The sequence below is a fragment of the Mesorhizobium sp. BHscii genome, from assembly GCF_053848065.1.
This window is the reverse complement of record NZ_JBSPKW010000023.1, coordinates 51,742-75,035: the sequence shown is the minus strand read 5'-3', so window position 1 is coordinate 75,035 and position 23,294 is coordinate 51,742. Positions and strand designations below refer to the sequence as shown.

Sequence of the window (23,294 nt, the reverse complement as noted above, 5' to 3'; positions counted from 1 at the left end):
TACCGGCTGCAGGCGTGCGCACAAATGGAGATGTGGCGCACGCCCCGGCGACCTAGTGAAGCCATTACTCGGCAATGGCCCCAGTTTTCTGGTCGGACACCGATCCCACCTCGGTGACGGTAAGCTTGTCGCCCGAGCGCGACATCTCGAGGCTTTGGTCAGGTTCGCCCAATTTTCCCGGCACCGATATGGTGGCTGACTGCCCTTCGGCGAGGGTGGCCGAGAAGCGCACCGGAGCCCCGGCCTCACCATCCGCCATCGTTGCGATCACCCGATAGCCGTCATTGTCGTTGGTGTAGTAGAGGACGCCATGAAGGCCGCCGATACGGATACTCTCCCCCGCCATGGCCGGCAGCTCACCGGCATGCAGCGGAGACGCGGCCAGGCCGAATGCCACCACACCACCGATGAGATTGATCATCGCGAGGCTCCGTTTGGACTGTGCCGCTCTCGGCCGGTCCGGGAGGGCAGGATGCGCCGATTGCGCGCGCTGATGAGCAAGGGCGAGGCGGGTTCCGACTTCATTTGCAACGGTGTTCATAGCAGGCTCCAATGTTGACAGCGTTAACTTTCAGGCATTGACATAAGCCCGAAAGTAGGCAATGTCAACAATGTTTCTGATGATAACTTTGTGAGCCAGCATGCAAGAAGCCACCGATCGTCCCTACCACCACGGAAATCTGAGGTACGCGATCATCGAGACCGCCATGGCCATGCTGCACGAGGAAAAGGGCTGGCAGTTCACTCTGAGGGAAGTGGCGCGCCGTGCCGGCGTCAGCCATGCCGCTCCCTACAAGCACTTTCCGGACAAGGCCGCCCTGCTTGCCGAAATGGCGCTGCTGGGATTCGACAGGCTGCATGAGGCGATGACGACGGCAAAGCCAAGAGGGGCAAATTCCTGGCGGGACGAATTTCTCGCCGTCGGCCGGGCCTATGTTCGGTTTGGAACCTCAAATCCGGGTCTCTACCGGCTCATGTTCAGCGCGGAGGCCGGCAAGGCAGCGGACGTGCATCTGAGCGAGAGGGCGCTCGCTGTGTTTGGCGTGGTGATCGCATTGCTGGAGCGGGGCGAGGCCGAGGGCGTGCTGCGCAAGCGCGACGTGCGGGGTCGCGCGGCAGCCTGTTGGGCGCAAGTCCATGGCATCACCATGTTGACCATGGAAGGTTTGTTCCAACTCGAAAAAGTCGGCCCAAATCCCCTGGACGCCGCCCTCCTCACGCTGCTCGAAGGTCTGGAGAACTGACTATTTATGGTTGGGAGCTGCTGGAAAGAGGCGCTACGTGGCGAGCGCGGGGTCATTCGGGACTCGCGGTCCCGTATCTCGGATCAGTGTGCCCCGGATCAGTTTCGGCCATTCAGGTGCCGCACCTTGCGCAGTTGCGGGAACAGCACCGCCCACAGCCCGGCGACAACGACTGCGCCGACGCCGCCAATCACCACCGCGGGCACGGTGCCGATCAATGCCGCCATGGTGCCCGCGCGGAATTCGCCGAGCTCGTTGGAGGCGCCGACGAAAACCTGATTGACGGCGTTGACGCGGCCGCGCACCTTGTCCGGCGTCCACAGCTGGATCAGCGTCTCTCTGATGTAGACGCTGAACATATCGGTGGCGCCGAGCAAGGCGAGCGCTGCGATCGACAACCAGGTGATGGTGGAGAGGCCGAACAGCACGGTAAAGGCGCCGAACAGCGCGACGAAGCCGAGCATGACCACGCCGGCATGATTGCGGATCGGATGTCCGGCCAGCCAGATGGCAACGCAGATGGCGCCGATCCCCGGCGCCGAACGCAACAACCCGAGACCCCAGGGGCCGAGTTCTAGGATGTCGCGCGCGTAGACCGGCAGCAGTGCCGTGGCGCCGGACAAAAGCACGGCGAACAAATCGAGCGAAATGGCGCCGAGCACGATCTTTTCGTTCCAGATATAGCCGAAGCCGGCAAACAGGGTCTGCATCGTCGGCCTATCGGTCTCGCTGCGCTGGGCAGGCTTCGGGATGCTGAAGACCAGCACTGCGGCGACAAACATCAGGACGGCTGCGGTGCCGTATGCCGCTTCCGCCGAAAGCCCGTAGAGCAGGCCGCCGGCGACCGGTCCGACGATGGTCGCCGTCTGCCAGGCTGACGAATTCCAGGCGATCGCGTTGCCGAAATCCTTTGGCGGCACGAGGTTGGCGAACAGCGACGCCGCGGCCGGTCCGAAGAAGGCGCGCGCGATGCCGAACATGGCGAGCACGCCGAAGATCAACCCCGGCCCGCTAAGGCCGCGCAGCGTCAGCAGCAGCAGCGCCAACGCGCAGATCGCCTCCAGCAGCGCCGTCAGCGCCATGATCAGCCGGCGGCCGAAACGGTCGGCGACCACCCCGGTGACGAGCACCAGCAGCAGCGAAGGCAGGAACTGGACAATGCCGACAAGTCCGAGATCGAACGGATCGCGGGTCAGGTCGTACACCTGCCAGCCGACGGCGACGGATACGATCTGGGTGGCGAATGTGGAGAGGAAGCGCGCCGCCCAATAGCTCAGGAAGGGTTTGTGGCGGAAGGCGGCATAGCGCGATGCATCGGGTTCCGATGTCATTTGTGAATGGCCCCGGGCGCTGGTCCGACCACAGCGCTTTTAGCGCAGTTCGGTGTGGGGCGCGCGCAAAAATCGGCTCTGGATCAAGGATTTCGCGCTACCATGCTAATTGTAAATGGCGGAGGTGGAGAGGTTATTTTGGCGCACAGGTCGAGGTCCTTTGCGCCAATCTTCGAGGCTTCCATTTGCCGGGCTTCGAATGACGTGTCAGACCGTCGCCTTGGGCTTCCTGGTCTTCTTGACCGGCGCCGGCGGGGCGGCCTTGCGGCCAAGGCCGATCGCCTTCGCCAACTGCGAGCGCGAGGCCGCGTAGGTGGGGGCAACCATCGGATAGTCGGCCGGCAAGCCCCATTTGGCGCGGTAGGCATCCGGCGTCAGCCCGAAATGAACGCCAATATGGCGCTTCAGGGATTTGAACTTCTTGCCGTCTTCGAGGCAGATGATGTAGTCCGGCGTCACCGATTTCTTGGGATTGACCGCCGGAATCAGCGGCGCTGCCACCGGAGCGGCGGGTTGTCCGAGCCCACCTATCGACGCGCTGACGCTGGCGATGAGATCGCCGAGGCCGGAAGCGGGCAAGCGGTTCTTCTCGACGTAAGCGGACACGATGTGAGCGGTCAACTCGAGAAGGTCAATGTCCTTGCGGGCTTTGTTGCTGTCGTCGGTCAATCTATTTTCTCCGTTAGTGGGGTCGCAGAGTTCCTAGTCGGCAAATCTGCGTAACGCAATGACGGCGCACCACGCCACACATTATTTTGAATAACAATACTAACGGCTGGGCCAGATCAACAGGTCTGGCCCTAAACCCCCATAATATCAGACGATCAGGGATTTGTCGCGCCACAGTCGAAATCCACCTTCGAAGGCGCGTGTGTTGTCGCCCCGCCTGCAACCGGCAGGCAATTCGTCCAGTTTGTCGACATTGCCGCCGCCGATGACCACATAGTCAGGCTGCATGGCGGCGCGCAGCCGCTCGACGACGTCGAACACGTGTTTGCGCCATTTCTTCTTGCCGCGCTTTTCAAGGCCGCGTTCGCCGACATAATCCTCAAAACTGCCGCCCTTCTTGTAGGGAAGATGCGCGAGTTCCATCGGCTGGGCGACATTGTCCACAATCATCGCAGCACCGAGCCCCGTCCCGAGGCCGAGGAACAGCATCCGCCGGCCTTCGTAACTGCCGACGGCCTGCATCAGCGCGTCGTTGACCACCTTTACCGGCTTGCCGAACTGCGTTGCGAAGTCGCATCCGACCCAGCCCTTGCCGAGATTGGCGGGGTCGGTCAGCGGCCTGTTGTGGTGCACCGGGCCGGGATAACCCATCGAGATGACGTCGTAGGGCAAACCGTCGGCGAGCGTCTGCACGGCCGCGATCATCTGCTGCGGCGTCAGACCCGGCCCGGAATCGGTTCTGCGCTCCTCGCCGCCGGCGCTGGTGAGGATCTTGACATGGGAGCCGCCAATATCGATCGCAAGTACGATCTTCTCGCTGTCCGGTGCAGGCCTTTTCGCCGCTTTGGCCATTGCGTCGCCTCTCGAGTTCATTTCGCCGGATTGATCCAGCCGTTCGGCGGTCCGAACCCGGCCATCGCATCGGCGGGCCCCCATGTCCCCGGCTCATAGAGATGAGGCGGCGTGGTGTCGCCGAGCACCGGGCCGACGATTCGCCAGGCGAGTTCGCTGGCGTCCTGGCGGGTGAACAACTGGCCGTTGCCGTTCATCGCGTCGCCGATCAGCCGCTCATAGGGCGGCATGTCGCCCTTGCTGTCGTCGAGCGCGGTGAGTTCGACCTGCTCGCCGATCATGTCGTCACCGGCAGCCTTGCGCTGGGCGCCGATCGAGATCGCCACCTGCGGGTCGATGCGGAAGCGCACGTAGTTGGCATCGTCGGGCTTGATAGGGTCGAAGACATTAAGCGGCGGCCGCTTCAGCCGGACGATGACCTCAGTGGCGTGCACCGGCATTGATTTGCCGGCGCGGATGAAAAAGGGCACGTCCTGCCAGCGCCAGGTGTCGACGAAAAACCGCACCGCCGCAAAGGTCTCGACCGGCGAATTCGGCGCGACGCCCGGCTCGCGGAGATAGCCCCTGAATTGGCCGCGCACGACATCGTCCTTGGTCAGCGTCCGGATCGCCCGCAGCACCTGCACCTTCTCGTCGATCAGATCGTCGGCCGAGCGGCCAACGGGCGGCTCCATGGCAAGCAGCAGCAGGATGTTGAGCAGATGGTTCTCGATGACGTCGCGGATGCAGCCGACCTCGTCATAGAAGCGGCCGCGGCCTTCGACGCCGAAATCCTCGGCCATGGTGATCTGCACGCTCTCGACGAAATTGCGGTTCCAGATCGGCTCGAGAAAAGAATTGGCGAAGCGAAAATAGAGCAGGTTCTGGATCGCCTCCTTGCCGAGATAATGGTCGATGCGAAAGATCGACTGCTCTTCGAATACCAGGTGCAGGACCCGGTTCAACCAGCGCGCCGATTGCAGATCGTGGCCGAAAGGCTTTTCCACCATCAGGCGCGCGCCCTGGGCCGCGCTCGACTGTTCCAGCCCCTGGATGACCGTCTCGAACATGGTCGGCGGCACCGCCAGATAATGCAGCGGGTGCTGTGCGGTTCCCAGCGCGCTTTTCAGCTTCTCGAAGGTCGCGGCGCTACGGTAGTCGCCGCTGACATAACGAAGCAGCGACGCAAGTTTCGCGAAGATCTTTTCGTCGACCTTGCCGATGGCCTTGACGATGCCGTCGCGGGCGCGCGCCTGCAACTGCTTCACGTCCCAGGCGTCGAAAGCGACGCCGATCACCGGCTCGGTCAACGTTCCCTTGGCGACCATGGTGTAAAGTGCCGGGAATATCTTCTTGTGGGCGAGGTCGCCGGTCGCCCCGAAAAGCACCAGCGTGTCGGACCGTTCCTGGTTCATGAGCGTGCCTTCCCTGTCACGAGCCGGTCTTCGGCTTTTCGACATGGCCGCCAAAGGCATAGCGCATGGCGGACAGCAGCTTGTCGGCGAATTCGGATTCGCCTTGCGAGGAGAAGCGGTCGAACAGGGCCGAGGACAGAACCGGCGCCGGCACGCCGGTGTCGATCGCCGCCTTCAAGGTCCAGCGGCCTTCGCCTGAATCCGAGACTCGTCCGCCGAACTGCGTCAGCGCCGAGTCGGCCTTCAAGGCGCCGGCCGTAAGGTCGAGCAGCCAGGAGCCGATGACGCTGCCATGCCGCCAGACCTCGGCCACCTCTGCGATATCGATGTCGAACTGGTAGTATTGCGGGTTTTCCAATGGACTGGTCTCAGCGTCGGCCGTCCGCTGTCTCTTGCCCGCATTTGCCGACTTCAGGATGTTCATGCCCTCGGCATAGGCGGCCATGACGCCGTACTCGATGCCGTTGTGGACCATCTTGACGAAATGGCCGGCGCCGCTCGGTCCGCAATGGAGATAGCCGAAGGGGGCCGTTCCTGCATCCTTGCCGGGGGCGGGCCCTCCGGCGTCGGCACCCGGCGCCAGGGTGGCGAAGACCGGGTCGAGATGCTGGACCGCGCCGTCAGGGCCGCCGATCATCAGGCAATAGCCGCGTTCGAGGCCCCAGACGCCGCCGCTGGTGCCGACATCGACATAGTTCAGGCCTTTCAATGCCAGGCGGGCTGCATGGTCGACAGCCTCGTGATAATAGGAATTGCCGCCGTCGACGATGATGTCGCCCGGCTCCATAAGGTCGGCGACCTGGTCGACGATCCGGCTGGTGATCGCCGCCGGCAGCATCAGCCAGGCGGTGCGCGGCTTGGTCAGCTTGCCGACGAACTCCTCCATCGAGGCCGCTCCGATCGCACCAGCCGTCACAAGGGCGGCGACGCTGGCCGGGTTGATGTCGTAGACCACGCATTCGTGGCCATCGCGCAGCAGGCGCCGCACCATGTTGGCGCCCATCCTGCCCAGTCCCATCATTCCGATCTGCATGTTTCTCGTCCTGGTTCTTGAGGGATAGAAGATCTACTGGCTCTGTCGTTGGAGCATGATCTTTTCCGAAACCGGTTTCCACTTGTTGCTACGCTGACCTTCGGTTCGGGATCATGCTCTAGTCCGGCTCGCCGATGCCGACGGAAAAGTCGACATTCTCCCAACGGCCGGCATCGGACCAGAAAAAAGTAAAGACGATCGTATTGCCCGGCGAAACATCGGCAACGGGCAGGTCCGTAAAATGGATGCCGAAGGCATTCTCGATCGTCGCGGCATCATGGGCGGTCGCCCAATCGTCGCTGCTCCAATGCACCACCGCCCGCGCCAGCAGCTCGACGCGCAGCATCTTGCCGGCGGGCATAGTGCGGGCCTTGTTGTTGAAGCGCCATGTCCGGCGCGGCGCCACGCTACTGTCATCAATGTAGCGCTTCACGCCTTGCGGCGGTATGTCGAAGACCGCGCCGTCACTGAGCGAACGCACCAGCTTGATGTGCTCCGAATGCGCCCAGACCAGCGGCATAGCGCTGCCCGATGGTCGGCCGTGCCACAGCTCGCGTTCCGGCATGTCGGGACCATCCCAGACCTGCTCCGGCAGCAGGCCGCCAGCCCCGGCCGAGCCTTCAAACGACTTCAGCAGGCTCGCTGCTTTGTCATTGCGGCCCGCCGCCAGTTCGTAATGGGCGCGCTCGCCGACCAGCAGCGGCCAGGGCCGGCCCTGGCCGGTCCCGTCGAACGGCGCGCCGTCGGCATGTTCGCCATAGCCGTCGCCGATATAGCGATACCAGACGGGCCCCTGCGGCAGGTCGCAACGCAGCCGCGCATCGATAACCTTGACGGTGTCGACGATGCGCGGATCGCCGGCAGCCCTGAGGCCGAAGCGGACAAGCGCCAGCGCATCCGGGCTGACGATCGCCTCGGCCGGCCGGTCGGTATCGCCGGGCGGCCGGTTCTTGATCGGCACATAGCCGTCCTTCGGCGACGCCGCACCGGCGGTGTCGGGCGGTGCGATGCGGACGTAGTAGCCCGCGACGCCGACGTCTTCCCCGAGTGGAGTGCCGGTGACATAGGTCCAGCGCTCGATCTGGTCGTTCCAGACATCGGCGGTTTCACGCAAATAGTTTGCCGGCTCTTCTTTGCCGCAAACGTCGAATATGTCGGCCGCGGCGAGCAGTGCTGCGATCTCGACCGCGAGCGTGAACGGACTGTACCCGGCATCCTCTTCCCAGCGGTCTTCGCCGGTGACGGGACCGTTGCGCACGACATAGGAAGCGGCGCGCTCGATCATCGGCATGAAGGAGAGCAACGCGGCGTCTGCCAGGTGCCCTGCGCGGCGGAGCGCGTCGGCGAGCAGCAATGGAAAGGCGCATTCGTCCATCTGGATGCCGGGCCAATAGGCTGATCCGTCGAGCCAGGCGTTCTGCGGCCAATGCCCATCCGGCTGCTGGATAGCGCGGAGATAGGCGAGGATCTCAAGCGCTTGCGCCGGATCGCCGGCGGCCAGGAAGCCGCCCGCGGTTTCGACCAGATCGCGCGGCCAGACCAGATGATAGCCGCCGAGATCGTCGTCGCCCATGCTGAAGCCCCATGGGATCGACAGGCTGGCGACGGCTGCTCCGTCGGACGACCGGTGCGTCGCCAGAACCGCTGTGCTGACGCGATAGGTGTTGATCCCTGCTACATGCCGGTCCAGCGGCAGCAAGCCAGCCTGCCAATCCCGCCATTTCTCGACATAGGATTTGGCTGCGGGCTCAAAACCCCGCTTCAGGCTGGCCGAGGCATTTTCCGCCGCCTCTTGCGGCGTCGTTCCGAAACCCAGGGCCAGCAAGGCCTTTGGGTTCACAGCCGAAAAGCCGATCTCTCCGGTCAGCGCGACATTGCCGTCTTCGGCCCTGCGGCAGGCCGGGTCGAGCCGGCCGTCACGACGCAGTTGCTGCCAGCCGTCGGAGACACCGACATAGCCGGCCGAGCATGCTCCCCAGGGCAGCGACGAGGCCAGCGCCAGGCAGACGCGACGCCCGGACGCAAACAGGACAGGCCTTCCCTCGTAGTCGCCGACCCAGGCGCTGTTGCCCATGCCGGCGTTGACCAGGTGCGGTGCCAGCAGTGCGTAGACGCGGTGGTCGGCAACCGGGCCTCTCAGCAGCGTGAAGCTGATTTCCTGCAGCAAAACGGGGCGTTCCGTATCCGTGATGATACGCTTTTCGATCCGGTAGGTGCCGTCGGCGGCGGTGTTGACCAGCCTGTAGGCGGGCACTCCATCCTCGAACGGCTCGACGCTGTGCACGGCATCGCGCTTTTCTTCCGAGAAATAGCCGCCGGGGCCGGTGACGACCAGCCCCATGTCGCGGGTGCAGGCGCTGTCGAGGCTGGGATAATAGACCTCGTTGAGAATGCCGTGGCTGATCGTGAACCAGATAGGGCAGGCCCGAGAAAGCGCGGTTCCGACGCCGCTCTTGGCGCTCGACGTCCAGCGCGCCGGAATGCCGGGTGCACCCGGGGCAAGGTTTGGCGTCGCTGCCATTCAATCGGACTCCAGCGCCATCCCTAGACCAGGAGCCGAACCCGTTTCAATCATTGCACCGCAAGTTGATCGTCGGGACGGATTGCTGTTGACAGCTTGCTGCCTATCTGCATTTGTCTGATAATAGATAAAAAACAACGTCGTGAACGTATCAGCCATCAGTAAGACCATCAATCTATGGGAGGAGTATGACATGAAGAGAATATTCGTTTTGGCCGCCTTCGCGGCGATGCTAGCGTCCGGCACCGCGCTGGCCGACACAAGCGACAAGAAGATCGCCTTTTCCAACAACTATGCCGGCAATTCGTGGAGGCAGGCAATGCTCGACAGCTATGCCATCGTCACCAAGAAGGCGGTCGCCGACGGGGTGGTCGCGGCCGCGGACATCTTCACGACGGCCGACAAGGAGGTGCCGACCCAGGCGGCCCAGGTGCAGAACCTGATCCTGCAAGGCTATGACGCCATCGTCATCAACGCCGCCTCGCCGGACGCGCTCAACGGCGCCATCAAGCAGGCCTGCGATGCCGGCATCGTCGTCGTCTCCTTTGACGGCATCGTTACCGAGCCCTGCGCTTATCGAGTGGTCGTCGACTTCAAGGACATGGGCAGGCAGGAAGTCGAGCAGATGGCCAAGTTCCATCCCGAGGGCGGCAATCTGCTGGAAATCCGCGGCCTTGCCGGCACATCGATCGATGACGCCATCCATGCCGGGATTCTGGAAGGCGTCGCCGCTCATCCCAAGTTCAAGATCGTCGGTTCGGTGACCGGCGACTGGGATCAGACCACAGCACAGAAGGCTGTCGCGACAATCCTGCCGTCGCTGCCTGAAATCGTCGGCGTCGTCGATCAGGGCGGCGACGGCTATGGCGCGGCACAAGCCTTTGCCGCCGCCGGCAAACCGCGCCCGACCATCATCATGGGCAATCGTCAGGATGAGCTGCAATGGTGGAAGGAACAGAAGGACAAGGACGGCTACCAGACCTGGTCGGCATCCATTGCGCCAGGCGTATCGTCGCTGGCCTTCTGGGTGGCGCAACAGGTGCTCGACGGCCGCACGGATGTGCCACATGATCTCCTGGTACCATACCTCGCCTTCACCCAGGATACTTTCGAGGCCGCGCTGCCGAAAATCCCCAAGGGTGGTGTGGCCAGCCACGAATACACGCAGGAAGACGCCATCGCGGCGATCAAAGCCAACATCAAGTGAGCGTGGCACGTTGTCAGCTGCATTGCTAACTGGATGTCGCTAGGGATGCCTAGGGGTAACGCAGACATCGTCGGACTGAACGGCGCCGAAAAACGTTTCGGCGCCGCCAATATGGACATCATCAGACTGGACGGAGCCGAAAAACATTTCGGCGCCGTCAGGGCGCTCGCCGGCGTCGATTTCCACGTTGGCGCCGGCGAGTGCGTCGGCCTCGTCGGCCATAATGGCGCGGGCAAGTCGACGCTCATGCATATGGTGGCGGGCACACTCGTGCCCGACAGCGGGCGGATCGCGGTGCGCGGCCATGTCGAGGACAATTATTCGGTGCCGCGCTCGCAACAGCTCGGCATACGCTGCGTGTTCCAGGAACTCTCGCTCTGCCCGAACCTCAGCGTCGCCGAGAACACGCGTATCAACCACCCGGCGCTGCGCGGCCTCGGTTGGCGGCGCAAGGCTGCCGATCTGATCGCGGCCAAGCTCGACGAGATATTTCCGGGCCACAGCATCTCCGCCTCCGACATCGCCAGCGACCTTTCCATCGGCAGGCGGCAGATGGTCGAGGTGGCGCGTGCCTTCACGGTGACGCAGGATCCGCTCGAGCTGGTGATCCTCGACGAGCCGACGTCCTCGCTCGACGCGCATACGGCCGGCCAGTTGCTGGCCTTCGTCCGGCGCTTTGTCGCAACTGGCCGGAGCTGCATCCTGATCTCGCATGTTCTGGGCGAGGTGCTGCAGCATGCCGACCGCATCGTGGTGATGCGCGACGGCAAGGTCGTTGCGTCAGATGCGGCGAAGGCTTTCGATCGCGACAGGCTGGTGACGACCATGGGTGGAGCGGAAGCGCGTGAGAAGATAGCGGCCGAGATCGCGACCCAAAAGCCGGAGACCGGCCCGTTGCGGGTCCGGGCCCGCCCAGCGCGCCAAGAGGACGGCAACGAACTTGTGGCGCATGCTGGCGAGATCATCGGCCTTGCCGGGTTGGCCGGCCATGGACAGACCGATCTGCTGCTGGCGATTTTCGCCGCCGCCGCGCGCTCCAAAACCGGCATCGAGGTCACCGCGCCGGTGGCCCTGGTGGCCGGGGACCGGCAGTCGGACGGGATTTTCCCGCAATGGTCGATTGCGCAAAACATCGGCATCCGCTCGCTGAAGCGATTGCGCAACGGCCTGCTGATCTCGCCGCAGCGCGAAGCCGAACTCGCCGACTTTTGGCAAAAGAAAATCGGCATCCGCACCCCCGACATGAACAATAACATCTTCTCGCTGTCCGGCGGCAACCAGCAGAAGGCCCTGTTTGCCCGGGCGCTCGGTTCCGACGCAAAGATTGTGCTGATGGATGACCCGATGCGCGGCGTCGATATCGGCACCAAGCTCGAGGTCTACGACCTCGTGCGCGAAGAGGCCGGCCGCGGCCGCACCTTCCTCTGGTACACCACGGAAACCGAAGAGCTCGACAATTGCCACCGAATCTACGTCTTCAAGAACGGCCGGATTGTCGCCAACCTTCGTCGCGACGAGCTGACGGAGAAAAAGATCATCCAGTCCTCGTTCGGCGACGCTGCCTGAGATGACGGCAACACCCATCGAGACCGGCCTCAAAGGTTCCTCCGAGCGTGACAGGCTGGCGCGGGCGCGCCTGCTGCGCGGCTTGCTGCCGGCATTGTCGCTGGTACTGGTGCTGCTGGCGATCGCCTGGCTCAACCCGCGCGCCATCAGCTATTTCGGCTTCAGCCTGATGCTCAATTTGGCGATCCCGATCGCCCTGGCGACGATCGCGCAGATGTTCGTCATCGCCGGCAACGAACTCGATCTGTCGATCGGCACTTTTGTCGGTTTCGTCGGCTGCGTCACGGCGACGTGGCTGAAGGATGCGCCGCTGGTCGGCGTCTTGATCCTGCTCGGGTCGATCGGCGTCTATGCACTGCTCGGCGCGCTGATCTATCTGCGCAATTTGCCTTCTATCGTCGTGACGCTCGGCATGAGCTTTGTCTGGCAGGGTCTGGCCATCCTCATCCTGCCGAAGCCCGGCGGCAAAGCGCCGGACTGGCTGCTGTCGCTCATGGCCTTCAAGCCGCCTCTCATCCCCTTTCCGATCATTGCGGCGCTGTTGATCGCGGCGGTCGTCCATTTCGGGCTGATGCGCACCTCCTATGGCGTGATCCTGCGCGGATCGGGCGGCAATGCCGCCGCACTCGAACGCGCCGGCTGGTCGCTGCTCAAGACCAAGGTCGTGCTGTTCGCACTCGCTGGCCTGTTCGGGGTGCTGTCCGGCATGGCCCTGATCGGCATCACCACCTCGGCCGACGCCAATATCGGCAATGGCTACACGCTGCTTGCGATCGCCGGCGTCATCCTCGGCGGCGGCGAATTCGTCGGCGGCCGGGTATCGCCGATCGGCGCGGTCATCGGGGCGCTGACGCTGGCGCTCGCCGCGTCGCCGTTGCTCACCTTCATGCACATCCCGCCCGACTGGCAGGTTGCCGCCAATGGCGCCATCCTCATCATCGTGCTGGCGGCCCGGGTGCTCATCAGCCGCAGGGAGAGGTGAGCGATGGCATCATTGCGATTGCTGCTCGCCAAACCCTGGATCTGGTCCTTCATCGGCGCGCTGCTGGTGTGGCTGGCGACGATTGCCTTCACCGGCGGATATGGCGGCGGCGGCATGATCACGGCGGCACTTTCTCTGGCCGTCTTCACCGTCATTGTCGGTGTCGGCCAGATGTTCGTCATCACGCTCGGACCAGGCAATGTCGACCTGTCGCTGCCGGCCAATATCGGCCTCGCCAGCGCCGTCGCCATGAAGGTGATGGACGGGAATGATGCGATGATCGCTGTCGGGCTGCTGGCGGCGGTGGCCTGCGGCATGGCCGTCGGCGCCGCCAATTATTTCTTGATCTGGGCGCTGCGCATTCCGCCGATCATCGCCACATTGTCGGCGAGCTTCATCATCCAGTCGATCGACATCAGCTATGGCCGCGGTTTGCAGATCAAGCCGCCGCCGGGCTTCGCCGATTTCACCAACCGGCAGATTCTGGGCATTCCGGTGCTGGCGATCCTCACCGTGCTGTTCACCATCGGCGCTGCAATCGCGCTGCAGCGCATGATCTATGGCCGTTCGGTGCTGGCGATCGGCCAAAACATCCGCGCCGCATGGCTGGCCGGCGTCAATGTCGGCCGCATCCGCTTCCTTACCTACACGCTGTCGGGCGCGCTCGGCGGCCTCGACGGGGCGCTGCTTGCCGGCTATTTCCGCGGCGCCAATGTCGACATCGGCAACGAGTACCTGCTGGCCTCGATCGCCGTCGTCGTCATCGGCGGCACGTCGGTGGCCGGCGGCAAGGCCAACGTGCCGGGTGTCTGGGGCGCGGCCCTATTCCTAGTGCTGCTCCTGACGATGCTCAACACTTTCGGCGTCAGCGCCGGCGTCCGGCTGCTGCTGACGGGGCTGATCATCGTCGGCGTCATCACCGCCGCGGGCGGCCAGAAGGCGCTGCGCTGAAGTAGCGTCAGTCCCTGTCGGCCGGTCCTGACGAGAGCCTGCTGCAAAACATCCCGGTTCCCATCCGGGCATCGGCCCTGTAAATCGGTCCGGGCATCGGCCCTGTAAATCGGTCGGCGCGGTTCGGCCGTCATCATTGCGAGAGATTTGCGTGTCCAATTTCGTGAGCGTTACAAGGGACGGCGGCGTCGCGGTCGTGACCATCGACAATCCGCCGGTCAACGCGCTGAGCTTCCATGTTCGTGAGCCGCTGATGCAGGCGCTTGTTTCCTTGCGCGACGAGCCCGATGTCGCGGCCATCGTCATCGCCTGTGCCGGGCGGACCTTCGTCGCCGGCGCCGACATCACCGAGTTCGGCAAGCCGGTGCAGCACCCGGATCTGCGCGCCATCATTGCCATGCTGGAAACCATTGCCAAGCCGACGGTTGCCGCCATTCACGGCACCGCGCTCGGCGGCGGCCTGGAACTGGCACTCGGCTGCCATTTTCGCATTGCCGACAGCCAGGCCACGCTCGGCTTGCCGGAGGTCAAGCTCGGCCTGCTGCCTGGCGGAGGCGGCACTGTTCGGCTGCCGCGCCTCGTCGGGCCGCTCAAGGCGCTCAGCATGATCGTTTCGGGAACGCCGATCGGCGCGGCCGAGGCGCTTGCCGCCGGCCTGATCGACGCTGTCTTCGACGGCGCCCTGACCGGGCAGGCGGTTCGTTTCGCCAGCGAAATGGCTGGCAAAGGTGGACCGTTCACGCCGGTGCGCGACCGTGATGGCCGTCTCGACAAGGCTGACTTGGCTGCATTCGACAAGGCGGCGGCGGGACTCGCCAAAAAGGCGCGCGGCCTCGACGCGCCGATCGCCTGCGCGCAGTCGGTTCGCAACGCCATGACGCTGCCGTTCGAAGAAGCGCTTGCGGCGGAACGCGAACTGTTCGCCAAGCTCGTTGCAGGCGACCAGTCGCGCGCGCAGCGTCATCTGTTCTTCGCCGAGCGGGAGGCGGCGAAGGTTGCCGGCAAGGATATTGTCAGGCGCAAGATCGCGCGGGTCGGCGTCATCGGCGCCGGCACCATGGGCGGCGGCATTGCCATGGCGTTCGCCAATAGCGGTTTCTCCGTCACCGTGCTGGAGGCGACGCAGGAAGCGCTGCAACGCGGGCTGGCGATGATCGACAAGAACTACGCCGTGTCGGTCAGCCGCGGCTCGCTCAGCGAAGACAACAAGCGTCAGCGGCTCGGCCTGTTCAAGGGTTCCACCGCCTATGACGACCTCGCCGATTGCGACCTGATCGTCGAGGCGGTGTTCGAGGAGATGGCGGTCAAGAAGGAGGTGTTCGGCAGGCTCGACGCGGTGGCCAAACCAGGCGCGATCCTGGCCACCAACACCTCCTATCTCGACGTCAACGAAATCGCCGCCTCGACCTCGCGCCCGCAGGATGTCGTCGGCATGCATTTCTTTTCGCCGGCCAACGTCATGAAGCTGTTGGAAATCGTGCGCGCCGAGAAGACCGCGCCCGATGTGCTGGCGACAATCGTCGAACTGGCGCGTCGGATCGGCAAGGTGCCGGTCGTGGTCGGCGTCTGTCATGGCTTCGTCGGCAACCGCATGCTGGCTGCGCGGGGCACGGAATCCGAGGCGCTTTTGCTGGAAGGTGCAACGCCACAGCAGATCGACCGCGTGTTCACCGATTTCGGCTGGCCGATGGGGCCGTTCCAGATGGGTGATCTCGCCGGCCTCGACATAGGCTGGCGCAACCGCAAGGCACGCGGCCAGACGGCAATGATCGCCGACACGCTGTGCGAACAGGGGCATTTCGGCCAAAAGACCGGCAGAGGCTTTTATCTCTACGAGAACGGCTCGCGTACGCCGGCTCCCAATCCCGAGGTCGAAGCGCTAATCCGCGACAAGGCTGCCGAGAAGGGCATCGCGCCGCGCGCGATCGGCGCTGACGAGATCATCGAGCGGACGCTCTATCCGATGATCAATGAGGGGGCGAAGATCCTCGAGGAAGGGATAGCTGCCCGCGCCTCCGATATCGATGTCGTCTGGGTAAACGGCTACGGCTTTCCGCTGGACAAGGGCGGGCCGATGTTCTGGGCGGGCCTCGAAGGACTCGACAAGATCATCGGACGGCTGGACCACTGGCACGAGCGGACCGGCAAGGATTTTTTTAAGCCGGCGCCGCTGCTCAGACAGATGGCTGAAACCGGCGCCTGGGAAGGCGTCGCCAGCTAAACTCTGAGCGAGGCCATTTTAGAAAATCGTGGACTACCGAATCCGCGCGTCCATGATCTCGACAAAACGCGCGAAAAGACCAGCCTGCGATTTGATCTTGAGCTTGCGATAGATGTTGCGGCGGTGGACCTTTACGGTTCCCGGTACGATGCGCATCGCCCTGGCTATCGATTCCGTCGAATGCCCCTGAAGCACCAGATCGACGACATGCTTTTCGCGCGGTGTGAGCGAAAGGCTCTTCCAGATATGAGCACGTTCGAACTCGTTGACCGGCGCAATCGCCTCGTCCTGCTTCGTCTCTGCCGGTTCGTCGGCCGGAAGGGCCGGCCAGCGCAGCCTTGCGAAACCGATCACCGCCGGCGCCATGTCGCGCAGCAATCTGGCATCGGCGGTTCCGAAGGGTCCCGAAGCATGCAGTCGCATCAGCGAGACCACCAGCGCGTCCTTTCCCGGCAGCGGCACGAAGAAGCCGACCTCTTCGGCCAGTTTGGTCTGGCTATAGTAGGAGCGGTAATATTCGCTGGCATAGAAGCGGTCCGGCGCCAGCTCGCGCATGCGCCAAAAACCTTCCTTGCGCTCGACCGCCGCATGGTGGAACGGGTCGAGCAGATAAGGCCCCTCCTGATAGAGCGCGACGAAGACGTGGCTTTCGGTAGGCGAGAACGTCTCGAACAGCAGCGGCGGCCGCGAGGCGCCGCGATACCCGAAGACCACACAGTGATCGAAGCTGACATGCTGCCGCAGCCAGGCGACCATCGCCTTGCCGAAAAGCTCGCCGCTCGTCTCCCGTGTCGCGGCGATGAGCGCAGCGAGCTGATTGTATTCGTCGCCGCGCGATCCGCTCAATTTATACCCCTTTAAACGAGAAAATAGACTGGATATACCACCTGCGAGGTATATACTAGTCACCGTTGGCTCTGATAGCGTCGTGAAAATCGCCTTCGCTGGAGCCCGCAGCTTTGACCGCAGTGCCAGATATCGAGTTTCGCGGGGTCACCAAACGCTACGGCAGCGTGACTGCGGTCAGCGGCATCGATCTTGCCATCCCGCCGTCTGCCTTTGTCGCTCTGCTCGGGCCGTCCGGCTGCGGCAAGACAACCTGCCTGCGCATGATCGGCGGCTTCGAACAGCCGAGCGAAGGTGCGGTGTTCATCCGCGGCCGCGATATGGCCGGCACGCCGCCCTACCGGCGGCCGGTCAACATGGTGTTCCAGCAATATGCGCTGTTCCCGCATCTGGATGTCGAGGACAACATCGCCTATGGGCTGCGCCAGGCGCGGCCGCGGTTGGCGTCGCGGGAGATCAGCCTGAGGGCAGGCGAGGCGCTCGCCATGGTGCGGCTTGCCGGCTACGGCCGCCGCAAGATCCACGAGCTTTCCGGCGGCCAACAGCAGCGTGTCGCCCTGGCGCGGGCGCTGGTCAACAAGCCGGCGGTGCTGCTGCTCGACGAGCCGCTGGCGGCGCTCGACAAGAAGTTGCGCACAGACATGCAGATAGAGTTGCAGAACCTGCAGCGCGAGATCGGCATCACCTTCGTCCTTGTCACGCACGACCAGGAAGAAGCCCTGTCGATGAGCGATTTCGTCTGCGTCATGAATGGCGGGCGCATCGTCCAGCTCGGACAGCCCAGCGAAATCTATGACGAGCCCGCCGACCTGTTCGTCGCCGACTTCGTCGGCAAGACCAATCTCTTGAGCGGCAAGGTCGCCGGGCACTCGGGCAACCTCGTCGAGGTAGCGCTTGCCGACGGTACCGTCATAGCCGCGCGCAAGCGGACTTCGCTGCGGCAGGACGAAGCCGTTGCGGTCAGCCTGCGTCCTGAATCTTTAAGCCTCGGCGCGCCGGGAAGCGGCCGGCTCAACGGCATTATCCGCAACCGGATCTTTCTGGGCTCGACCGCGGAATATGCGATCGAGGTCGGGGGTATCGGAACGCTGCTCGCCAAGGCCGATCACCTGATCGGCAGTAAAAATCTCTTCAAGCCGGGTGAACCCGTCGCCATCGGCTTTACAGCCGGAACGCCGCTCGCGTTTCCGGACCCCAAGAACAACGGGACCAACCAGAGGGAAAACAAACATGTCGAAATCATATCGTGACGGACTGCCGATAAGCCCCGAAAAATTCGTCGATCAATTGATGCGCCTCAAGCGCGGTTCCATCGGCCGCCGCGAATTCCTTGGCCTCACCGGTCTTGGCATCGCAACGGCAGTGATGGCCCGCGAGCTCGGCATTATGCCCTTGCCGGCCTTCGCCCAAGAGGGTCTTGGCGACCGCATGTCGATCGCCACCTGGCCCAATTACCACGATCCGGCGACGTTCGAGAATTTCAAGGCCGAGACGGGCGTCGCCGTCGAAGTCAATGTGTTCGGGTCAAACGAGGAGATGCTGGCCAAGCTGCAGGCCGGCGCTTCTGGCTGGAGCCTTTTCGTGCCGACCAACTACACGATCTCCACCTATAAGAAACTCGACATCATCGAAGCGCTCGACATGGCCAAGCTCGCCAATTTCGACGGCTCGCAACAGGACCCACGCTTCACTGGGGAAGGCACGATCGACGGCGTGGCCTACGCAGTGCCGAAGAATTGGGGCACCACCGGCTTTGCCGTCAACACCAAGAAGCTCACCAAGCCGATGACGAGCTGGAAGGAATTCTGGGACACGGCCATGGCCGAAGGCGACGGCCGGACAATGGTTCATGACTACCAGCTCACCACGATCGGCAATGCGCTGAAATATTTCGGTTTCTCGTTCAATTCGCTGAAGCAGGACGAACTCGCCAAGGCGGAGGAACTGCTGCTGAAGGTCAAGCCGCATCTGTTTGCGGTTTCCAGCGATTATCAGCCGTCCATGCGTGCCGGCGACGCCTGGATGACGATGTGCTGGACCAATGACGGGGCGCAGCTTCACCGCGACATTCCCGAGATCGCTTATGTGCTTGGCAAGGAGGGCGGCGAGATCTGGACCGACTTCTACGCCATTCCGAAGGATGCGCCCAACAAGCCCGCCGGCTATGCCCTGCTCAACTACCTGATGGACCCAAAAGTCGCGGTCAAGGAGCACCTGGCCAACGGTGCGCCCTCCACCGATGCCCGGGTCAATGCGCTGCTGCCAAAGGAAGTGCTGGCTAATCCGATCCTCTACCCGGCGGCGGATCTGCTGAAGCCGCTGGAATTCGGTGCGGCTGCGACGCTGACCGATCCGGGCCGGGCCGAACTGATGGCGCGCTTCAAGTCGGCTTGAACCGGGCGGGCCATAGGTCCGATGCAGGCAACTCACCCGGCGGGCAGATGTCCGCCGGCACCGGGGCGGTTTTTCAATGCGCAGCAATGTCCTTCGTCACAATCTCCTGACCGCGCTGCTGCTCGGTCCAGCAACCGCGTGGCTGGTGGTCTTTCTGGTCCTGCCGTTCGTCGCGATCGCCGTTTTCAGCGTTGGCCAGCGGGCGCCGGAAGGCGGCTATCAGGCCGCTTTCACCTTGGCGCAATATGCCAATCTTCCGGCGCGGGCGACCGCCTTCTGGAATACGATGGTGCTGGCGCCGGCGGGCGCACTGGCCTGTCTTCTCGTCGCCTATCCGGTCGCCTACTACCTCGCCTTGCGCGCGCCGGAGCGGTGGCGGCTGATCCTGCTTGCGCTTGTCGTCATCCCGTTCTGGACCAGCCTACTGATGCGAACCTACGCCTGGATGTATCTTCTGGGCGGGCGCGGCATCCCGGCATTGCTGGCCTATGTCGGGTTCGAAGATGTGCGGCTGATCAACACGCCGGGCGCAGTCCTGCTCGGCATCGTCTATGGCTATCTGCCGCTGATGATCCTGCCGATCTATGTCAGCCTCGAGCGGCTCGACCGCCGGCTGCTGGAAGCCTCCGCCGACCTCGGCGCGACACCAGTATCGACATTCCTTGGTGTGACGCTGCGGCTGTCGCTGCCGGGTGTGATGACCGGCTTCTCGCTGGTCATGATCCTGCTGCTCGGCGAATATCTGATTCCGACGCTGCTCGGCGGCGGCAAGGTCTTCTTTATCGGCAACGCGCTGGTCGACCTGTTCCTGCAATCGCGCAACTGGCCGTTCGGATCGGCAATCGCGATCACGCTGGTTCTGGTTTCGGTGGTGGTGCTGCTTGCCGCTAACCGCATTTCGACCCGGCTTTCGGGCGCGCGTCGGGTGGATCTGATCTGATGCGCGCCTTCGTCGTTGCGGTCTTTGCCTTCCTGTACCTGCCGATCGCGCTGGTGGTGCTGTTCTCCTTCAATGCCGGCCGTCACGCCAGCGAGCTCACCGGTTTTTCGGTGCAATGGTACGGCAAGGCGCTGTCGAACCCTTTCCTGGTCGAAGCGCTGAAGAACAGCCTGTTCATCGCCACCACCAGCGCGTTGCTCGCGGCGCTGTGCGGCACGGCGGCGGCGCTGGGCCTGGCGCGTGTCGGCGCGCGAACACGCGCCGTTTTCGATGCGCTTCTCGGTGCTGCGATCGTCGTTCCGGGCGTCGTCATCGGCATCTCGACGCTGGTCGCGCTCGTCCAGCTATTTGGGGTCGTCAATCCGTTTCTCGCGTCGCTGTGGCCGAACGACCAGCCGCCACGGCTGGCGCTCGGCTACGGGTCGATCATTGCCGCGCACGGCCTGTTTTCGATGGCGCTGGTGGCGATGATCGTCGGCACACGCCTCGGCAGCCTCGACCGCAATCTGGTCGAGGCTTCGAGTGATCTTTATGCCACCCCGCTGACGACTTTCCGCAGCATCGTGTTGCCGCAGATCATGCCGGCGGTGATCGCCGGCTTCCTGCTCGCCTTCACATTCTCCTTCGACGATTTCATCGTCGCCTTCTTCGTCGCCGGCGCACAGACGACGTTGCCGATCTATGTCTTTGCCTCGATCCGGCGCGGCGTGACGCCCGAAATCAACGCCATCGCGACGATCGTGCTCGTCGCCTCGGTGCTGCTTGTGGTGCTTGCCCAATGGCAATTGCGCCAACGCAAACCATCCAACTGAAAGTCCCATCATGATCCTGAAAGATCGCATCGCCGTGGTGACGGGCGCCGGGTCGGGCATCGGGCGCGCCGGTGCCATGATCATCGCCAGGGAAGGCGCGGTGGTGGTGATCGCCGACAGGAATCAGGCTGCCGGCGAAACCACCGCTTTCGACATCCGTGCCGCCGGCGGCCGGGCCGAGGCGATCGCCACGGATGTCGGCGAGGACGCGGCAGTCGAGCAACTCATCGCTGGAACGCTGGGCAAACATGGCCGGATCGACATCCTGCACAATCACGCCGGAGTCCAGGTCGGCGGTACGCTGACCGAAGTCGGCGTCGACGGCATGGATGCCTCGTGGCGGATCAATGTGCGGGCGCAGTTCCTCGCTGCCAGGCTCGTCATGCCGTCGATGATCGAACAGGGCGGCGGCGTCATCCTGAATACCGCCTCGAATTCAGGTGTGTTCTACGACCGCGAGATGATCGCCTACGCAACCTCAAAACATGCCGTGGTGGCGATGACCCGGCAGATGTCGCTCGACTATGCCAAGCACAATGTCCGCATCAACGCACTCTGTCCGGGCTGGGTCGATACGCCCTTCAACGAGCCCTTCATCGCCCAGATGGGCGGGCGGGAAGCGATCGAACGCTATGTCCGCACCAAGATTCCCATGCAGCGCTGGGCCAGCGCCGAAGAAATAGCCGAAGCGATCCTGTTCCTCGTCTCCGATCGTTCGTCCTTCATGACCGGCCAGGCTTTGGTGATTGACGGCGGCGAGAGCATCGGCTGACATTTCGCGAGAATGCGCTTGGCCGTGTCACCTCATACGTGCTTGCGGCCGCCGGCCTCGCGGAACCAGCTGTCGGGATAGGGATACCACCAGTCCTGGATCACTGGCTTGTGGTCGATGATGACCATCTTCGAGCGGCGGAAGGCATCCAGTCCTTGGCGTCCAAGTTCGCGGCCGAGGCCAGACGCCTTCCAGCCGCCGAACGGCAGCGCGTCATTGTCGATCAGCGGATTGTTGACCCAGACCATGCCGGCCTCGAGCCGCTCCGCAGCCTCATGCGCTTCGGCAAGATCGGTGGTGAAGACCGAGGCGCCTAGCCCGAACGGGCTGTCATTGGCAAGCTCTATCGCTTCATCGAAATCCTTGACCCGGCAGATCGCGGCGACCGGTCCGAAACACTCTTCGCGCACGATCGCCATGTCTGGAGTGATGCCGGTCAGGATTGTCGGCTCGTAGAACCAGCCAACATTGTGCCCCGGCGGAATGCGCCCGCCGGTGACCGCCTTGGCGCCGCTTCGGATCGCATCGTCGACCAGCCGCATGACTTTCGCCCGCGCCGCCTCGCTGACCAGCGGCCCGATCTCGGTCTTGTCGAGGCCGTTACCGATGCGCAGCGTCCGTGTCTTCTCGGCAAACAGATCGACAAAGCGATCGTGAACGGCATTGACGACGAAGAACCGTTCGGCCGAAGTGCATACCTGGCCGGTGAGATGGAACGCGGCGGTTACGCTGCCGGCCGCCGCCACGTCCAGCGGGGCGTGTTGGCTGATGATCAGCGGATCGCTGCCGCCGGCCTCGATCACGCAAGGCTTCATGCGCTCGGCGCAGGCGACGGCGACGGCCTTGCCGGCGGCGACCGAGCCGGTGAAGGCGACCGCATGGGTACGGTCGGAAGCGATCAGCGCCTGTGCGGTGGCCGCCCCGCCGGGGAGGCAGGAAACCAGGCCCTCCGGCAGTGAGCGGAACACCTTGAAATAATCCAGCGTCGACAATGTCGTCGCCTCGGCCGGCTTGATCACGCAGGCATTGCCGGCGGCAAGCGAAGCGGCGACGGTCCAGCACATCAACAGGATCGGAAAGTTGTAGGGCATGATATGCACCGACGTGCCGTAGGGCTCGTAGCGCGCATATTGGAACGAACCGGCCTGCGTCGTGCCGGCGACCTTGCCGGCGTCGTCACGCGCCATTTCGGCGTAATAGCGGAAGATCGGTGCGCAATTGGCGATCTCGCCGATCGCTTCCGGATAGGGCTTGCCCATCTCGCGCACCATCAGCTCGGCGCAGCGCGTGAAGTCGGCCGCCTCGATAGCGTTGGCGACAGCATGCAGATGTCTGGCGCGGCTCTTGGCGTCGAGCTTCTTCCACGCCGTTTGCGCCTTGGCCGCCGCGGTGAGCACGGCGTCGATCTCGCCGTCGGCTGCGGCAGCGATGGCGCCCACGGTTTCCAGCGTCGCCGGATCGATTACTGGTTTTGCCGCACCGGTCATCGGCCGATAATCCGGATTGACGAAAAAGGTTGGCCGGTCAGCGGAGAATTCCATGGTCTTCCTTTCAACCCG

Annotated in this window: 20 protein-coding genes; 11 read left to right on the top strand and 9 right to left on the bottom strand. The window is 63.6% G+C overall.

All coding sequences use genetic code 11. From position 1 onward, the window contains the following. Positions 1 to 64 precede the first annotated feature (64 nt). Positions 65 to 421 (bottom strand): hypothetical protein, encoded by a 357-nt coding sequence (locus ACWTU7_RS25915; RefSeq protein ID WP_455840852.1) that lies wholly within the window; start codon positions 419 to 421, stop codon positions 65 to 67. Positions 422 to 641: 220 nt separating this feature from the next. Between ACWTU7_RS25915 and ACWTU7_RS25910 the strand changes: the two genes are divergently transcribed. Next, positions 642 to 1,244: a TetR/AcrR family transcriptional regulator gene (locus ACWTU7_RS25910; RefSeq protein WP_455840851.1), complete on the top strand. Its 603-nt coding sequence runs from the start codon at positions 642 to 644 to the stop codon at positions 1,242 to 1,244. 98 nt (positions 1,245 to 1,342) lie between these two features. On the opposite strand, the gene ACWTU7_RS25905 is transcribed toward ACWTU7_RS25910, so the two are convergent. The 6 genes from ACWTU7_RS25905 to ACWTU7_RS25880 form a co-directional block, all read right to left on the bottom strand. After that, the gene (locus ACWTU7_RS25905) at positions 1,343 to 2,575 is read right to left on the bottom strand and encodes an MFS transporter (RefSeq protein ID WP_455840850.1); all 1,233 of its coding nucleotides are present in this window, start codon (positions 2,573 to 2,575) and stop codon (positions 1,343 to 1,345) included. A 207-nt stretch (positions 2,576 to 2,782) separates the two neighbouring features. Beyond that, positions 2,783 to 3,244, bottom strand: a complete 462-nt coding sequence (locus ACWTU7_RS25900) for a MucR family transcriptional regulator (RefSeq protein WP_029349266.1) — start codon at positions 3,242 to 3,244, stop codon at positions 2,783 to 2,785. Between the two features lie 147 nt (positions 3,245 to 3,391). Further along, positions 3,392 to 4,096, bottom strand: a complete 705-nt coding sequence (locus ACWTU7_RS25895; protein ID WP_455840849.1) for an ROK family protein — start codon at positions 4,094 to 4,096, stop codon at positions 3,392 to 3,394. 17 nt (positions 4,097 to 4,113) lie between these two features. Next, on the bottom strand, positions 4,114 to 5,490 hold the full coding sequence (zwf, locus tag ACWTU7_RS25890; protein WP_455840848.1) for a glucose-6-phosphate dehydrogenase: 1,377 nt from the start codon (positions 5,488 to 5,490) through the stop codon (positions 4,114 to 4,116). A 16-nt stretch (positions 5,491 to 5,506) separates the two neighbouring features. Then, complete coding sequence (gnd, locus tag ACWTU7_RS25885; protein ID WP_455840847.1) at positions 5,507 to 6,523, bottom strand: phosphogluconate dehydrogenase (NAD(+)-dependent, decarboxylating); 1,017 nt, start codon at positions 6,521 to 6,523, stop codon at positions 5,507 to 5,509. 118 nt (positions 6,524 to 6,641) lie between these two features. Then, positions 6,642 to 9,044: a glucan 1,4-alpha-glucosidase gene (locus tag ACWTU7_RS25880; protein ID WP_455840846.1), complete on the bottom strand. Its 2,403-nt coding sequence runs from the start codon at positions 9,042 to 9,044 to the stop codon at positions 6,642 to 6,644. A 193-nt stretch (positions 9,045 to 9,237) separates the two neighbouring features. Between ACWTU7_RS25880 and ACWTU7_RS25875 the strand changes: the two genes are divergently transcribed. The 5 genes from ACWTU7_RS25875 to ACWTU7_RS25855 all read left to right on the top strand — a co-directional run bounded on the left by ACWTU7_RS25875 (position 9,238) and on the right by ACWTU7_RS25855 (position 15,971). After that, positions 9,238 to 10,251, top strand: coding sequence for a substrate-binding domain-containing protein (locus tag ACWTU7_RS25875; protein WP_455840845.1), 1,014 nt, complete (start codon positions 9,238 to 9,240; stop codon positions 10,249 to 10,251). A gap of 45 nt (positions 10,252 to 10,296) precedes the next feature. Then, the gene (locus ACWTU7_RS25870; protein WP_455840844.1) at positions 10,297 to 11,817 is read left to right on the top strand and encodes a sugar ABC transporter ATP-binding protein; all 1,521 of its coding nucleotides are present in this window, start codon (positions 10,297 to 10,299) and stop codon (positions 11,815 to 11,817) included. A 1-nt stretch (position 11,818) separates the two neighbouring features. Continuing rightward, positions 11,819 to 12,799, top strand: a complete 981-nt coding sequence (locus ACWTU7_RS25865; RefSeq protein ID WP_455840843.1) for an ABC transporter permease — start codon at positions 11,819 to 11,821, stop codon at positions 12,797 to 12,799. A gap of 3 nt (positions 12,800 to 12,802) precedes the next feature. After that, positions 12,803 to 13,750 carry an ABC transporter permease gene (locus ACWTU7_RS25860; protein WP_455840842.1) on the top strand — a complete coding sequence of 316 codons (948 nt, stop codon included), beginning with the start codon at positions 12,803 to 12,805 and terminating at the stop codon, positions 13,748 to 13,750. A 151-nt stretch (positions 13,751 to 13,901) separates the two neighbouring features. Then, entirely contained in the window at positions 13,902 to 15,971 is a 2,070-nt protein-coding gene (locus tag ACWTU7_RS25855; RefSeq protein ID WP_455840841.1) for a 3-hydroxyacyl-CoA dehydrogenase NAD-binding domain-containing protein, read from the top strand. Positions 15,972 to 16,004: 33 nt separating this feature from the next. On the opposite strand, the gene ACWTU7_RS25850 is transcribed toward ACWTU7_RS25855, so the two are convergent. Next, a complete protein-coding gene (locus ACWTU7_RS25850; RefSeq protein WP_455840840.1) occupies positions 16,005 to 16,817 on the bottom strand; it encodes a LuxR C-terminal-related transcriptional regulator in 813 nt (270 codons plus the stop codon). Positions 16,818 to 16,930: 113 nt separating this feature from the next. Here ACWTU7_RS25850 and ACWTU7_RS25845 point away from each other — a divergent pair, with 113 nt between their 5' ends. The 5 genes from ACWTU7_RS25845 to ACWTU7_RS25825 all read left to right on the top strand — a co-directional run bounded on the left by ACWTU7_RS25845 (position 16,931) and on the right by ACWTU7_RS25825 (position 21,735). Further along, positions 16,931 to 18,067 carry an ABC transporter ATP-binding protein gene (locus ACWTU7_RS25845; RefSeq protein WP_095520116.1) on the top strand — a complete coding sequence of 379 codons (1,137 nt, stop codon included), beginning with the start codon at positions 16,931 to 16,933 and terminating at the stop codon, positions 18,065 to 18,067. Beyond that, complete coding sequence (locus tag ACWTU7_RS25840) at positions 18,048 to 19,211, top strand: ABC transporter substrate-binding protein (protein ID WP_455840839.1); 1,164 nt, start codon at positions 18,048 to 18,050, stop codon at positions 19,209 to 19,211. Before ACWTU7_RS25845 ends, ACWTU7_RS25840 begins: the two co-directional genes overlap by 20 nt. Positions 19,212 to 19,287: 76 nt before the next feature. Continuing rightward, a complete protein-coding gene (locus ACWTU7_RS25835) occupies positions 19,288 to 20,151 on the top strand; it encodes an ABC transporter permease (protein WP_455840838.1) in 864 nt (287 codons plus the stop codon). After that, a complete protein-coding gene (locus ACWTU7_RS25830) occupies positions 20,151 to 20,963 on the top strand; it encodes an ABC transporter permease (RefSeq protein WP_065007203.1) in 813 nt (270 codons plus the stop codon). The genes ACWTU7_RS25835 and ACWTU7_RS25830 overlap by 1 nt, the downstream gene beginning before the upstream one ends. A gap of 10 nt (positions 20,964 to 20,973) precedes the next feature. After that, positions 20,974 to 21,735, top strand: coding sequence for an SDR family NAD(P)-dependent oxidoreductase (locus tag ACWTU7_RS25825; protein WP_455840837.1), 762 nt, complete (start codon positions 20,974 to 20,976; stop codon positions 21,733 to 21,735). A gap of 32 nt (positions 21,736 to 21,767) precedes the next feature. On the opposite strand, the gene ACWTU7_RS25820 is transcribed toward ACWTU7_RS25825, so the two are convergent. Continuing rightward, positions 21,768 to 23,276 (bottom strand): aldehyde dehydrogenase family protein, encoded by a 1,509-nt coding sequence (locus ACWTU7_RS25820; RefSeq protein ID WP_455840836.1) that lies wholly within the window; start codon positions 23,274 to 23,276, stop codon positions 21,768 to 21,770. Between the last annotated feature and the right edge of the window lie 18 nt (positions 23,277 to 23,294).

Excerpts from the sequence above, each read along its gene's own strand:
- ACWTU7_RS25915 (WP_455840852.1), bottom strand. The coding sequence starts at position 421 with ATGATCAATCTCATCGGTGGTGTGGTGGCATTCGGCCTGGCCGCGTCT.
- ACWTU7_RS25910 (WP_455840851.1), top strand. The coding sequence starts at position 642 with ATGCAAGAAGCCACCGATCGTCCCTACCACCACGGAAATCTGAGGTAC.
- ACWTU7_RS25905 (WP_455840850.1), bottom strand. The coding sequence starts at position 2,575 with ATGACATCGGAACCCGATGCATCGCGCTATGCCGCCTTCCGCCACAAA.
- ACWTU7_RS25895 (WP_455840849.1), bottom strand. The coding sequence starts at position 4,096 with ATGGCCAAAGCGGCGAAAAGGCCTGCACCGGACAGCGAGAAGATCGTA.
- zwf (WP_455840848.1), bottom strand. The coding sequence starts at position 5,490 with ATGAACCAGGAACGGTCCGACACGCTGGTGCTTTTCGGGGCGACCGGC.
- gnd (WP_455840847.1), bottom strand. The coding sequence starts at position 6,523 with ATGCAGATCGGAATGATGGGACTGGGCAGGATGGGCGCCAACATGGTG.
- ACWTU7_RS25880 (WP_455840846.1), bottom strand. The coding sequence starts at position 9,044 with ATGGCAGCGACGCCAAACCTTGCCCCGGGTGCACCCGGCATTCCGGCG.
- ACWTU7_RS25875 (WP_455840845.1), top strand. The coding sequence starts at position 9,238 with ATGAAGAGAATATTCGTTTTGGCCGCCTTCGCGGCGATGCTAGCGTCC.
- ACWTU7_RS25870 (WP_455840844.1), top strand. The coding sequence starts at position 10,297 with ATGCCTAGGGGTAACGCAGACATCGTCGGACTGAACGGCGCCGAAAAA.
- ACWTU7_RS25865 (WP_455840843.1), top strand. The coding sequence starts at position 11,819 with ATGACGGCAACACCCATCGAGACCGGCCTCAAAGGTTCCTCCGAGCGT.
- ACWTU7_RS25860 (WP_455840842.1), top strand. The coding sequence starts at position 12,803 with ATGGCATCATTGCGATTGCTGCTCGCCAAACCCTGGATCTGGTCCTTC.
- ACWTU7_RS25840 (WP_455840839.1), top strand. The coding sequence starts at position 18,048 with ATGTCGAAATCATATCGTGACGGACTGCCGATAAGCCCCGAAAAATTC.
- ACWTU7_RS25835 (WP_455840838.1), top strand. The coding sequence starts at position 19,288 with ATGCGCAGCAATGTCCTTCGTCACAATCTCCTGACCGCGCTGCTGCTC.
- ACWTU7_RS25830 (WP_065007203.1), top strand. The coding sequence starts at position 20,151 with ATGCGCGCCTTCGTCGTTGCGGTCTTTGCCTTCCTGTACCTGCCGATC.
- ACWTU7_RS25825 (WP_455840837.1), top strand. The coding sequence starts at position 20,974 with ATGATCCTGAAAGATCGCATCGCCGTGGTGACGGGCGCCGGGTCGGGC.
- ACWTU7_RS25820 (WP_455840836.1), bottom strand. The coding sequence starts at position 23,276 with ATGGAATTCTCCGCTGACCGGCCAACCTTTTTCGTCAATCCGGATTAT.